This window comes from Isoptericola croceus (genome assembly GCF_029382255.1).
Lineage (GTDB): Bacteria > Actinomycetota > Actinomycetes > Actinomycetales > Cellulomonadaceae > Isoptericola > Isoptericola croceus.
In genome coordinates this window covers 620792-634439 of sequence record NZ_JARLLG010000001.1, presented here as the reverse complement: position 1 = coordinate 634439, position 13648 = coordinate 620792, and the positions used below count along the sequence as shown (strand labels likewise).

At 71.5% G+C, this 13648-nt stretch carries 9 protein-coding genes; 5 read left to right on the top strand and 4 right to left on the bottom strand.

From position 1 onward, the window contains the following. Both PZC42_RS02890 and PZC42_RS02885 read right to left on the bottom strand, forming a co-directional pair. Positions 1-513, bottom strand: a complete 513-nt coding sequence (locus tag PZC42_RS02890) for an amino-acid N-acetyltransferase (RefSeq protein WP_277208189.1) — start codon at positions 511-513, stop codon at positions 1-3. Positions 514-575: 62 nt separating this feature from the next. Continuing rightward, positions 576-1535, bottom strand: coding sequence for a sugar-binding transcriptional regulator (locus PZC42_RS02885; protein ID WP_277208186.1), 960 nt, complete (start codon positions 1533-1535; stop codon positions 576-578). Positions 1536-1646: 111 nt separating this feature from the next. Here PZC42_RS02885 and PZC42_RS02880 point away from each other — a divergent pair, with 111 nt between their 5' ends. From PZC42_RS02880 to glpK, 3 genes are all read left to right on the top strand, one after another. Next, positions 1647-3392 (top strand): glycerol-3-phosphate dehydrogenase/oxidase, encoded by a 1746-nt coding sequence (locus PZC42_RS02880; RefSeq protein ID WP_277208184.1) that lies wholly within the window; start codon positions 1647-1649, stop codon positions 3390-3392. 94 nt (positions 3393-3486) lie between these two features. Continuing rightward, positions 3487-4218, top strand: coding sequence for an MIP/aquaporin family protein (locus tag PZC42_RS02875; RefSeq protein WP_277208182.1), 732 nt, complete (start codon positions 3487-3489; stop codon positions 4216-4218). A gap of 54 nt (positions 4219-4272) precedes the next feature. Next, the gene (gene glpK / locus PZC42_RS02870) at positions 4273-5793 is read left to right on the top strand and encodes a glycerol kinase GlpK (protein WP_277208180.1); all 1521 of its coding nucleotides are present in this window, start codon (positions 4273-4275) and stop codon (positions 5791-5793) included. Positions 5794-5845: 52 nt separating this feature from the next. Here the strand turns inward: glpK and PZC42_RS02865 are convergent, their stop codons facing one another. Continuing rightward, positions 5846-6460 carry a TetR/AcrR family transcriptional regulator gene (locus PZC42_RS02865; protein WP_277208178.1) on the bottom strand — a complete coding sequence of 205 codons (615 nt, stop codon included), beginning with the start codon at positions 6458-6460 and terminating at the stop codon, positions 5846-5848. Then, complete coding sequence (locus PZC42_RS02860) at positions 6444-7175, bottom strand: YqeB family protein (RefSeq protein WP_277208177.1); 732 nt, start codon at positions 7173-7175, stop codon at positions 6444-6446. Before PZC42_RS02860 ends, PZC42_RS02865 begins: the two co-directional genes overlap by 17 nt. A 141-nt stretch (positions 7176-7316) precedes the next feature. Here PZC42_RS02860 and PZC42_RS02855 point away from each other — a divergent pair, with 141 nt between their 5' ends. Continuing rightward, complete coding sequence (locus PZC42_RS02855; RefSeq protein ID WP_277208176.1) at positions 7317-13130, top strand: hypothetical protein; 5814 nt, start codon at positions 7317-7319, stop codon at positions 13128-13130. After that, entirely contained in the window at positions 13124-13633 is a 510-nt protein-coding gene (locus PZC42_RS02850; protein WP_277208174.1) for an Ig-like domain-containing protein, read from the top strand. The genes PZC42_RS02855 and PZC42_RS02850 overlap by 7 nt, the downstream gene beginning before the upstream one ends. The last annotated feature ends 15 nt before the right edge of the window (positions 13634-13648 follow it).

The following is a 13648-nucleotide window of genomic DNA, read 5'->3' as shown; positions in this document are numbered from 1 at the left end:
TCAGAGCTCGAGCAGCATCCGCGTGTTGCCGAGAGTGTTCGGCTTGACGCGAGCGAGGTCGAGGAACTCCGCGACGCCGTCGTCGTGAGACCTCAGCAGCTCGGCGTACACCTCGTGCGAGACCGGCGTGCCCTGGATCTCCTGGAACCCGTGCGCGGTGAAGAAGTCGACCTCGAACGTCAGGCAGAACAGCCGGCGCAACCTCATCGACCGGGCCCGGTCGATCAGCTCGCTCACGAGGGCGTGCCCCACGCCGTGTCCCGTCCAGGCGCGGTCGACGGCGAGCGTGCGGATCTCGGCGACGTCCTCCCACATCACGTGCAGCGCACCGCAGCCGATGACCCCGTGGTCCGGGCCGGCGTCGGCCACGACGAACTCCTGGACCGCCTCGTAGTAGCCGACCATCTCCTTGGCCAGCAGGATCCGCTCGGAGGCGTACGGCTCGACGAGGTCCCGGACCGCGCGCACGTCCGCGGGGAGGGCTGGGCGGACCGAGAAGCTGGCAGCGGGCACCTGACCACACTAGGGCCGCCCCTGCCGGCACGCGGGCCCACCCCGCCGGGACGCACGAATGTTCAGTCCATGCCCTCGGCGTCGGCGAGCCGCGCAGCCGTCATCTCGTCGATCACCAGGTCCGTGACCACGCCGGCCGCGAGCGCCGCCCGCAGGGGCACGATCTTGTTGTCCCCCGCCACGACGCAGAGCCGCCGAGGGATCTGGCGCAGCTGGTCAGGGGTCGGGCCGGTCGCCCGCGCGTTGATCGCGATGTCACGGTAGGTGCCGTCCGGCCGCAGGAACACGGTGCAGACGTCCCCGGCCACGCCGGCCCGGTCGAGCGTGGCGACGTCCTCGGGATCCAGGTACCCGGCCGAGTACACGTGGGAGGGCACGCCCGTGAGGGCACCCACCGAGAACATCGCCAGGTCGGTCCGCGACTGGAAGTCCAGGACCCGACGGACCGACCGCTCGCGCCACATCGCGGCCCGGGTCTCGGCATAGTCGAAGAACGCCGGCACCGGGAAGTGGTGCACGTTGGCCTCGAACGACGCACCGATCTGGTCGATGAGCCCACCTGCATAGCTCACCCCGGACGTGCGGGTGTTGGCCGCGCCGTTGAGCTGCACCACGGACGAGCCCCGGGTCGCCTTGTGCGTCAGGTGCTCGGCCACCGCCCCCAGCGTGGTGCCCCAGGCGACGCCCAGCACCATGTCGGAGTCGAACCATCGCTGCACGAGCCGGGCGGCGGTCCGCGCGACCTGACCGAGGCGTTCGGCGTCGTCGGCCGAGTCGGCCACCGGCACCACGTAGGCCTCGATGCCGTACCGCGACACCAGCTCTCGCCCGATCCCCGGGGCGCGCGAGTGCGCCGGGCGCAGCGTGATCTCGACGACGCCGGTCTCCCGCGCGCGCTTGAGCAGCCGCGACACCGTGGACCGCGACGTGCGCAGGTGCCGCGCGATCGACTCCATCTTCATGTCCTGCAGGTAGTACATGGTCGCGGCCATGACCATGTCGCGCTCCCGGGTGATCGTCACCGGCCCAGACTGCCGCAGCAGAACCTATTTTGCACGTTCGTGCACCAAGGTTGCGAGAACGTTCCGCCGATGTTGCCCTGGTGTGGATCCCACCCGAGAGGAGCACCACCGATGGCCTCCCGACTCACGTCCGAGTCACGCAGCAGGGCGCTGGCTGCCCTGGAGAGCTCCCAGGAACCTGCCACCGAGCTCGACGTGCTCGTGGTCGGTGGTGGTGTCACCGGCGCGGGCATCGCGCTCGACGCCGTCACCCGCGGCCTGTCCACCGCGATCGTCGAGGCCCAGGACTGGTCGGCCGGAACCTCGAGCTGGTCGAGCAAGCTGGTCCACGGAGGCCTGCGCTACCTGCAGATGCTCGACTTCTCCCTGGTGCACGAGGCGCTGACCGAGCGCGACCTGCTCCTCAAGGAGCTCGCACCGCACCTGGTCAAGCCCGTCCCGTTCCTCTACCCGCTGGAGCACCGCATCTGGGAACGGGCGTACGTGGGCGCCGGCATCGCCCTCTACGACACCCTGGCCGCGATCGCGCCCGGTCGGCGTGCCATGCCCCTCCACCGTCACCTCAGCAGGCGGCAGATCGCCCAGAAGTTCCCCGACCTGGCGCACGAGGCCGCCATCGGCGCCGTCCAGTACTGGGACGCCTCGGTGGACGACTCGCGCCTGGTGAGCACGCTCGTGCGGACCGCCGTCGACTACGGCGCCCACGCCGCGTCGCGCACCCAGGTCGTCGCGCTCACCAAGAGCGGCACCGGGGCCGTGAACGGCGCCGTCGTCGTCGACCTCGAGACCGGCCGCGAGATCGCCGTCCGCGCCCGGCACGTCATCAACGCCACCGGGGTGTGGACCGAGGACACCGAGGCGCTCGCCGGTGACGAGGGCGGGCTGCGGGTCCTGGCCTCGAAGGGGATCCACATCGTCGTCCCCCGCGAGCGGATCAAGGGCGCCGTGGGGCTGATCCTGCAGACCGAGAAGTCGGTGCTGTTCATCATCCCGTGGTCGCGCTACTGGATCATCGGCACCACGGACACGCCCTGGGAGCAGGACCCCGTGCACCCCGTGGCCACGGCTGCCGACATCGACTACGTGCTGGACCACGCCAACGCCGTGCTGGCCCACCCGCTCAGCCGCGAGGACATCATCGGCACCTACGCAGGTCTGCGCCCGTTGCTCCAGCCCGGGACGAAGGAAGGCACCGGCTCGTCCAAGGTGTCGCGCGAGCACACGGTCGCCTCCCCGGCGCCCGGACTCACCGTGATCGCGGGCGGCAAGCTGACCACCTACCGGGTGATGGCCAAGGACGCCGTCGACTTCGCGATCGGTCAGCGGGCGCACGCGCTGCCGTCGGTGACGCACCAGATCCCGCTCGTCGGGGCTGTCGGCCTCTCCGCGGTGCGGCGCCAGGCCCGCGCCTGGTCGCAGCGCTACCGCTGGAGCCCGGCGATGCTCGACCACCTGCTGCACCGCTACGGGTCGGCGCTCCGCGAGCTGGTCACCCTCTGCGAGGAGGACCCGTCGCTCGCGAGGGCCCTGGAGCACGCCCCGGCGTACCTGCGCGCGGAGATCCACTACGCCGTCAGCCACGAGGGTGCCCTGCACCTGGAGGACCTGCTCCTGCGCCGCACCCGCCTCGTCTACGAGGTGCCCGACAAGGGCAGGGCGGCGCTCGAGGAGATCGCCGAGATCGCCGCTCCCCTGCTGGACTGGGACGAGAAGACGAAGCAGGCCGAGATCGACGCCTACCGCGCCCGCGCCGACGCCGAGGACGCCGCCGCGCGGACCGCCGACGACGCCTCGGCGGAACAGGCCCGGTCCCAGGCCCCGGACGTCGCACCGATGCAGCGGCTGCGAACGACCTGACCGACCTCCCGGCACACCGACCGTGCCGGGCTCACCGTCCCCGGCACCGACGCCCGAGACCGACGACGAAGTCCTACGAGAAAGCGAGACGACGATGTCATCAGGCCAGATCTTCGTCACCGAGATGTTGGGCACCATGATGCTGCTCCTCCTCGGTGGCGGTGTGGTGGCGAACGTGATCCTGCCGAAGAACAAGGGTTTCAACGGTGGTTGGCTGCTCATCAACTTCGGCTGGGGCCTCGGCGTGTTCGCCGGCGTGTACGTCGCGTTCTCTTCCGGCGCGCACATCAACCCTGCCGTCACGGTCGGGCTCCTGGCCAACGGCGCGGAGGAGTTCGGACCGGGCATTCCCGCCACCGCCGCCAACGCCGTGATCTACATCGGTGCGCAGCTCGTCGGTGCCTTCCTCGGTGCCGTCCTGGCGTTCCTGGCCTACAAGAAGCACTTCGACGAGGAGGCCGACCCTGCGGTCAAGCTCGGGGTGTTCTCCACCGGACCGGCGATCCGGTCCTACGGCTGGAACCTCGTGACCGAGATCATCGGCACGTTCGTGCTCGTGTTCGTCGTGCTGTCCTTCGGGAACTGGCCCGGCGACATCGGCCCGCTGGCCGTCGCCCTTTTGGTGGTCGGCATCGGCGCGAGCCTCGGTGGGCCCACCGGCTACGCGATCAACCCGGCCCGTGACCTCGGCCCCCGCATCGCGCACGCCCTGCTCCCCATCAGGGGCAAGGGCTCCAGCGACTGGTCCTACTCCTGGGTACCGATCGTCGGCCCGCTGACCGGTGGTGCGCTCGCCGGCGTGGTCGCGACCGCCGTGACCTTCTGACGATCATCATCAGCATCGAAACCCGTACCGCACACGACCTGAAGGACACACACCATGGCTGACTACGTCCTCGCCATCGACCAGGGCACGACGAGCTCGCGTGCCATCATTTTCGACCACTCGGGACGCAGCGTCTCGACCGGCCAGCTCGAGCACGACCAGATCTTCCCGAGGGCGGGCTGGGTCGAGCACAACGCCGAGCAGATCTGGAACAACGTCCGCGAGGTGGTCGGCCTGGCGCTGACCCGCGGCAACATCTCCCACGAGGACCTCGCCGCCGTCGGCATCACCAACCAGCGCGAGACCACCGTCGTCTGGGACAAGAACACCGGCAAGCCCGTCTACAACGCCATCGTCTGGCAGGACACCCGCACCCAGACGATCGTCGAGGAGCTCGGTGGCGCCGAGGGGCCCGAGAAGTACAAGTCGATCGTCGGCCTGCCGCTGGCGACGTACTTCTCCGGGCCCAAGATCAAGTGGATCCTCGACAACGTCGAGGGTGCCCGCGAGGCCGCCGAGCGCGGAGACCTGCTCTTCGGCAACACCGACACCTGGGTGCTGTGGAACATGACCGGCGGCTCCGAGGGCGGCGTGCACGTCACCGACGTCACCAACGCCTCGCGCACCATGCTCATGGACCTCGACACCCTGAGCTGGCGCGAGGACATCGCGGCCGATATGGGCATCCCGTTGTCGATGCTCCCCGAGATCCGGTCCTCCTCCGAGGTGTACGGCCGGGGCCGCCCCCGCGGGATGGTGCCCGGCGTGCCGATCGCCGGCATCCTCGGCGACCAGCAGGCGGCGACGTTCGGTCAGGCGTGCTTCGAGGTCGGCACCGCCAAGAACACCTACGGCACGGGCAACTTCATGCTGCTCAACACCGGCACCGAGAAGGTCCCGTCCGAGAACGGTCTGCTGACCACCGTCTGCTACAAGATCGGCGACGCCGCGGCGGTCTACGCCCTCGAGGGCTCGATCGCCGTGACCGGTTCGCTGGTGCAGTGGCTGCGCGACAACCTGGGGTTGTTCGCCGACGCTCCCGACGTCGAGTACCTGGCCAACAAGGTCTCCGACAACGGCGGGGCGTACTTCGTGCCGGCGTTCTCCGGGCTCTTCGCCCCTTACTGGCGTCCCGACGCCCGCGGCGCGCTCGTCGGGCTCACTCGCTACGTCGACCGCAACCACATCGCCCGTGCCGCCCTCGAGGCGACGGCGTACCAGACCCGCGAGGTCATGGACGCGATGAACGCGGACTCCGGCGTGGATCTCACCGAGCTCAAGGTCGACGGCGGCATGGTCGCCAACGAGCTGCTCATGCAGTTCCAGGCGGACCAGCTCGGGGTCGACGTCATCCGCCCGGAGGTCGCCGAGACGACGGCGCTGGGTGCCGCCTACGCCGCGGGCATCGCCGTCGGGTTCTGGCAGGGCGAGTCGGACGTCACCGAGAACTGGGCGGAGGGCAAGCGCTGGACCCCGTCGATGCCCGAGGACGAGCGTGAGCGGCTCTACCGCCAGTGGAAGAAGGCCGTGACCAAGACCTTCGACTGGGTGGACGGCGACGCCGAGGCCAGCTGACTCCGGCGCGCCGCGAAGGCCGCTGTCCTGGTGGACGGCGGCCTTCGTCGTGTCACGGGTGCGGCGGGGGGCCGACGCCGCGCAGGAAGTCCCGGACGGTGGCGACCAGGAGCTCCCGCTCGTCGGCGGCGACGAAGCCGTCGTCGACGGCCACGCGCTCGAGGAAGCCGTCCATGAGCAGGGTCAGCCACGACGCGAGCCGGCCGGCCGGCACGTCCGTGCGGACCTCCCCGGCCGCCCGGCCGCGCTCGACCCAGTGCAGCAGCAGCTCGCGCTGCGCGGCGTCGTCCTCGGCGAGCGCCGCGGCGACGGCCGGTACGTGCATCACGCCCGCCACCGCCCGGACGAACCCCGGCACCCTCGGGTCGGCCGCCTCGTCCGCGGCGGCGCCCACCAGCTCGAGGAGGACGGCGAGGGCGTCCGTCCGCCCCTCGAAGGCCGCCGCCTTCTCCCGGGTCTCGGCCGTGCCGAGCTCGAGGATGGCCAGCAGCAGGTCGGCCTTCGTGGCGAAGTAGTGGAAGAACGTGCCCGACCCGATCCCGGCCTGCCGGCAGATCCGGGCGGTCGTGGCGCCGTCGTACCCGCGCTCCGCGATGACCGTCAGCCCGGCGTCGATGATCTGCAGGCGGCGGGCCGCGTAGCGCTCGGTGTCAACGGTCCGCGCCACGGCCTGCCTCGCCGTCGTCCACACCGGCGGTCCCGGGAACGCCCGCACGACGGACCTGGAGCCGCCCGTCCCGCTCGCGCACGGCCAGCCCGCGCGCCGCCAGCATGCTGTCGACGCGTACGACCGCGGCGGCGTCCTTGCGCTCGGCGAGGCGCTGGCGCAGCAGGTCCTGCTCGGCGGCGTCGAAGCCGGGGCGACCGTCCACCCAGGACGCGAACTCGCCGTCGTAGGGGTCGTCGTCGCGCCACGGCCAGCCGTGGTCGCGCAACGCGCCGGCGAGTCTCGAGGCATTCAGGCTGTCAGCCGCCATGCGTGCCCGCGGACGCCCGCCCGTCCCGAGGAAGACGAGGTCCTTGCCGTCGCGGTGCACGGTCTCGACCTCCGTCCGCTCGATCCAGCCTTCCCGGGCGTCGGTGCGGTGCTCGACGTGGTCGTCGCAGACCGTCAGTCGGAGGGCCTCGTGCTCGGCGGACAGCGCGAGGAGCACGCCTCCCACGAGGCCCGCGAAGGACAGGATCGGCAGCGACCAGGCCAGCGGAAGGTCCGCCACGAGACCGATCGCGCCGTGGACGGGCAGCGGGGTGCTCTCCAGGACGCCCTGCAACCAGCGGGCGAGCGGGGGCAGGGCGATCCCGAGCACCACGCCCAGCGCGAGGACGCCGGCTCCGAGGACGACGGGGACGGCACGCGACTGATGCAGCTCGGTGGGGGCCATGCCTCCATTATTGGAGCACGCGATCCAGGAACTCAACCGGAAGCCCGCCCGCGCGGGAGCGCGACGCCCCGCGACGTCGTGGCTCCCGACCGATTCCCGTTGCCGTCTCGTCCTGACCCCCATATCGTGCTTCGCGGATGCTTGACCGACAACGTGGGGGTCGTTGTGAGGATCATCAGCAGGCCGCTGGTCCGGACGTCCGTCGTCGTCCCGTTGACGATGGCCGTTCTCGCACTCGGGATCGTGCCGGCGGAGGGCACCACCGGCGCCGAGGCACCGACAGCCACCGAGGCGCCGCCGGAGGAAGCGGACGAGCAGCCTGCTGCCGCCGACCTCGCGCCGTTGGTGGAGGTCCAGCCGGAGCAGGTGCCGGACGTCGGACCCGTCGAACCGGGACCGGACGGCTCCGTGTCCGTGCCGACCGAGCGGTCCAAGGCGCTCCAGGAGATCCCGGCGCTGCCGGTCGTCGCTCCGCCGTCGGGCTCACCGGACGTGCCCGTCCGCACGATCAGCCCCGAGCCACCGGTCGATGCCTACCGGCACGACCTCCCCCTGCGTCCCGGCCAGGAGCTCGTCGACGCCACGGCGTCCGCGGCCCTGGAGACCCTCGACGCCGCCGGGCGGCTCACCCACGGGGCGCCGGACCTCGCGGCAGCCGATCTGCAGCCGCAGGTGGCCCGACCCCAGGTGTTCGACGGCACCGTCGTGGCCACCGAGGACCAGCTTGCCGCGGCCCTCGCGACGAGCGACCTGTCCGACCTGCCGGTGGACCCGCTCTCGCTCCTCGAACAGCTCCCGGACGGGCTGCCCCGCCTGACCTACCGCGCCTGCTCCGAGTCAGCGACCAAGGACGTCGGCTGCTCGCTCACCCTGCCGATCGGCGTGCCGGCCCTCGTGGACGTCACGCAGGACGGCACGCCGGACGTGCTGGTCGACCTGCTCCCCGCGGCAGGCCTGGGCGACGTGGTCGCCGCCGCGCAGGGGGTCACCGACCTGCAGACCGAGCTCGATGCCGTCACGTCCCGCCTCACCGAGCTCCTCGAGCTCGTCCAGGACCCCCTGTACCTGCTCACCCATCCCGGCGCGCTGCTCGAGGTACTCCGCCTCCAGGAGCTCGTGGAGACCCTGAACCAGGAGCTGGCCGACAAGGTCACGGCCCTGGCCGAGCTCGTCAACCTCGGGCTGGCGCTCCTGGAGATCCGTCTGCCGTCGAGCGAGCTGGTCGGCCAGGACCTCCCGGGACATCTCTGGGCCGCCTACGACCTGCCCGGGGCACACCGCCTCTCCATCGGGTTCGACGGGTTCCGCCGGGGCTCCTCGCTCCCGGCCGCGGCCCTCGGCATCTACACGTTCAACCCCCTGAAGGCCCTGAACGGCGAGTACGACATCAGCGCATCGCTCCTGCAGGTCGGCGCCGGAGAGTCGCTGGCCGTGACGGCCGGCCTCGCCGACGTGGCCGACACGGACGAGGGAGAGGCGATCAACCCGACCGTGGCGAGCGCGCGGTTCTCCCCCGTCCCGAACCTGTTCAGAGCCCGCGCCTGGGTGCGGCCGCCCGAGGAGGGGTCCGACCAGAAGGCCGTGGTGACGGCCCGGAGCAGCGAGGAGACGCAGCTCGACACCCAGGTCATCGCGAACGGCGCCGACGGCACGGACCGGTTCACGCAGCTCCTGGTGAATCGGCTGCCCACCCGGGTCGAGGCGGACCTGACCCGCACCCCGGACGGGCTCCTCAGCACTCTCGACTACGACGCCGACGCCGGGATCGAGAACGTCGGCTTCGCCGACGTCGTGTATGACGCCGACGCCACCCTGCTGCAGGCCGTCCGGGCAGAAGCCACGGAGCTGCCTGCGACGTTCACCGGTGAGCTGCGCACCGGGGAGTCGGCGACCACTCTCGACTACTCGGCGGACAGCGTGCTCGCCGCCCTGGACGTGGACTTCTACCACGGTGCGGGCGGGATCGTGCTGCGCGGCGGGCTGCGGGACGTCCCGACCGACGTCGACGTCCTCGCGGACAGCGCCGCCGGTCACGTCTCCTTCACCGGCTCCGAGGCGCTGGGCGAGGCAACGGTCGAGGCGTCCCGCCACCTCGGAGACTTCGCGCGGCTCGACGGCGACCACGCCTCCTTCGTCACGGCCGGCGACAGCTATGGGCTCAGCGCGCGTGTCACCGGGCTGCGCCTCGTCGACGGGTGGTTCGACGGGCACCCACGACTGCGCACCGAGTTCGAGCCGGGCGGGCAGGCGTTCACCGGAGCCGGCGACCTCGACGGCGTGCACAAGGCGCGCATGGACCTGTCGAACCTGCCGGCGGTCGCCTCCCTCGACGTCGACACCGCCGCGCAGGCCGTCCGGTACGCGGCGGACTCGGTGATCGAGGAGGCCCTGGTCGCCTACACCAACACCCAGGCGGGCCCCACCGTGGTGGCGGGTGTGGACCAGGTCCCGGCGCAGCTGGCACTCGACTACGAGATCGGAGACCTCACCCGGCTGGACTACGAGGCGAGCAGCGCCGTCCCACGCATCACGTTCCTCGCCTCACCGGACCACCTCGAGCGGCTCCGACCCACCGAGGACCACTACGCGTCCGTGCTGGTCACGGACCTGCCCGCCAGCGTGGACTTCTCGGTGGACCTCGCGTCCCAGCACCTGGAGGGCATCCAGTCGGCAGATCTGGGCGGGATCGACGTCGCCGCCCGGTTCCCGGTCGGTGACCACGACTGGTTCGCCACGGGCAGCCTGCGCACGCTGCCCGCCCAGTTCGACGCCGACTGGGCCGACGGCAACTATCGGTTCCGCGGCATCACGGGGCCCGTGGGTTCCGCGGAGTTCGCGGCCGCCAACCACGCCGACCCGACGGCGCCGGACGGCCTGCACCTCGCGGCGCACTACCGGCAGGCCGCGGGCGAGCTCGACGCGAGCATCGCGGTCCGCAACCTCTCGCACGTCGAGTACACGCGCGGCCAGGACGGCCAGACCTTCCGCCTGGAGACGGACACGGGCGGCGATCCCGTGTTCGTCGACGTCGACGCGATCCTCACCGACGGCACAGGGAACGACGACACCCAGCTCAAGGCGCTGGGCCGCGTCGACAACCTGCCTGCCACGCTCGACGTCACGTTCGCCGACGGTCGCATGCGGTACGCCGCCGACCGGCGCGTGGGCCTCACGCTGGGCACGTGGATCGGCAAGGTCGCGGCCCTCGACGGGCTCGGGACGCCCCTGTTCGAGAACGGCGTGGCGCTCTCCGCCCGGGCCTGCGGAAGCGGGCCGGGATGCGCGGAGGACGAGACCCCGTTCTGCGGAACGGCCGAGGGCGCCTGCCTCGGCGCGGTCGGCACCGTGGCGCTCGCGGGTCTGCCGACCGAGGTGGTGGTCGACACGACCACGGGGACCGTCGGATTCACCGGCTACCGGCCGCCCTCCTCGACCCTCGAGGCGTACCTGCGCCTCGTCGACATCGTGCCGGCGACGCCGGACGCGCGGGTGCTCGCCACGCTGTCCGACCTTCCCGAGGAGCTCGACCTCACGGTCGGGCCCATGGAGGTCGACGGCGGCCGGGTCGACGCCCGGTACCAGGCCTCGGCTCCGCTGGGGAACCTGCGTATCGACGCCGACCTGCGGACCACGGACGCGACGTTCCCGGTCGTCCGCGGACGGGCGAGCATCGAGGGCCTGCCCGAGTCGCTGCACGTCACGGGTCGGCTGGGCCAGGCGACGGAGGTGGTGGCGGAGAGCTCGAGGCCCGTCGGCGCCATCGCGCTGCGTGTGACGGGCGAGGACGCGGGCTACCTGGACGCGGACATCAGCAACGTGCCCGCGTCGGTGCGCGTCACGGCCGACGTCGGGGCGTCGCACCTGGAGACGGCGATGTCGGCCCCCGTCGGGAAGATCGCGTTCCTCGCCCGCGACATCCCGTACGACGGCCGCGAGTGGAGCGCCTACGCGGCGCTGACGTCCGTGCCGGCTGCGTTCGAGGCCAACTGGGGCGGAGGCACGTTCGGGTTCGAGGGCACCTCCGGTGCGCTCGGCCGCGCCGAGGTCGCCGTCACGAACCACGGCGGGGCGCGCGCGCCGACCGGGTCGCACCTCGCCGTGCACTACCGCGAGACGACCGGCGACATCGACGCGAGCGCCTCGATCGCCGACGTCTCCCGCGCGCGGTACACGCACACCGGCTCGGACTTCACGGCCGAGTTCGACGCGGCGTCGCAGACCATCGGCCTCGACGCCGACGTCGTCCTCGCTGCGGGAGGAGTCGACGACACGCGCCTCGGCATGACCGGCCGCCTCGGGCCCCTGCCGAGCACGATGACGGTCACGTCGGCCGATGGCGTGGTCCGGTACTCGGCCGACCGCTCGCTCGACCTCGAGGCGCAGCTGTGGCTCGGCAAGGTGGCCGCGCTCGACGGGCTCGGCACGCCGCGGTTCGAGAACGGCATCTCCCTCGTGGACCGGGCCTGCGAGAGCGGCTCGGGCTGCGCTACCGACGAGATGCCGTTCTGCACGGCCGGCGGCTGCTTCGGTGCCACCGCGATCATCGCCGTGTCAGGGCTGCCGTCCGCACTCGAGATCGACCCGGGCACCCAGACGTACTCGTTCGAGGGCTACCAGCCCACCGTCGACAGCCTGCAGTTCTACGTCGAGGACGAGGTGTTCGTCCCCGACCCCGTGACCAGCGGCAAGGTCCTCGTCACGCTGACCGACCTGCCGGCGGACGTGGCCACGACCGTCGGGCCCATCCAGGTCGATGACACCGTCGACGTCCAGTTCACGTCCAGCGTGGACACCGTGGCCCGCATGGAGGTCCACGCCGAGGCCCACGGCGTGCCGACGTTCGGCGACGTGCGGGCCAGGGCGGTGTTCAGCCCGATCCCCGGGTCCATGCACGTGACGGGGTCGTTCGGCGCCGACAGCCAGGTCACGACGGCGAGCTCCGCCATCGTCGACGAGCTGTCGCTCGCCGTCACCGGCACGTTCGAGGACGAGCCTGCCTCGGCGACGGTGGGCCTGACGGACGTGCCGACCGAGATGACGTTCGACGTCGGCGGGTTTGCTGACGGGAGCGGGCTCAAGGTACCGACCGTCACGTACACGAGCGACGGGAGCACGCTCGACGGGAGCTTCCACGTGGAGGCGGACTACTACCAGGAGTTCGACGACGTCACGGCCGGTGTCACCGACGCGTACTTCGAGTTCGAGGACCTCGGCCAGAACCTGCAGCTGACCGTCGACACCGAGGCGAAGGCCGTGCAGATCGCCTCCCAGCCGGCCACTGTGCGGTTCACGCTCGGGGCGGCGGCATACGTCGGCGCCGTGCCCGTCACGGACCTCGACGAGGAGCTGTGGCAGTGGGGCGGGCTCGTCTCGGCCCTGCTCCAGGGGCATTTCGGTCTGGACCCGAGCGCCGTCGGGCTGCGAATCGACCTGCACGACGTCAGCACCCTCAGCATCCTGCCGGGCGCCACCAACGACTCGGCGCCGCTCGACCTGCCGGACGAGATCGGCTACATCTACCAGGGCTTCACGGGTGACTACTCGACCATCGACGTGACCGCCACGGAGGTGGATCTCAACCCCGACGTCGACGTGGTCTTCCGGGTCGACAAGATCGCCGGACCGGACTTCTTCAAGGAAGAATTCGTCCTCCAGGGCCACAAGGACGACCTGCGCTTCCACGGCTACAGCGCAGACACGACGAGCACACAGGACTTCGAGGTCTCCTCGTGGGGCATCTCGATCACCTGCGTCCAGGTGCGCACGACGCCCGGCGAGTCCCTGGTGTCCAACGGCTCGATCACGCTCGACAGCGCAGACGGACCGCACGTCATCACGCTGCTCGACCCGGTCTCCCACGACGCAGAGGAGAACGTTCCCGGCTACGTTCTCAACATGTTTGCCGCGTGGATGTCGCCCTTCGAGGGCGCGACGACGGATTTCGGGACGTGCTGAGCGGCGTCGAGCCGCGCCCGCAGCGTCGGGCGTCGCGACGGACGATGCGGGCACTGGTCGGCCTGGCCGTCATCGTCGGCCTCGGTGGCGGCACGTCCGGGTGCTCCTACCCAGGGTGCACGGAACCGACGCTCTCGGCGGAGCCGGTCGTGGTCGACGATCCGAGCACGCCCGTCACGCTCTCGGTCCGGCTCGCCGACGACGACGGTCCTGTCTCCGGCCGGAAGGTCACGTTTTTCATCCTGACCCGAGGGGGCGACGCGACCGGTGTGCGCGCCGGCCAGGCCGAGACCGACGCCGACGGGGTCGCCAGCATCACGCGGGAGGACGGGGTCAACGGGCCGGTCCTGCCCGACGAGACCGTCCATGGGTACAAGGCGGAGTTCAGCGCCCTGGGCACGGTCGACGGGAAGACCCACTGCCCCGCCGAGGTCGAGGCGCCGGTCAGCTGCCGGGTGGGCGCGGACGAGGGGGCGTGCGAGCCCAAGCCGTTCCCCGGATGATCGGAGCAGGCGCTC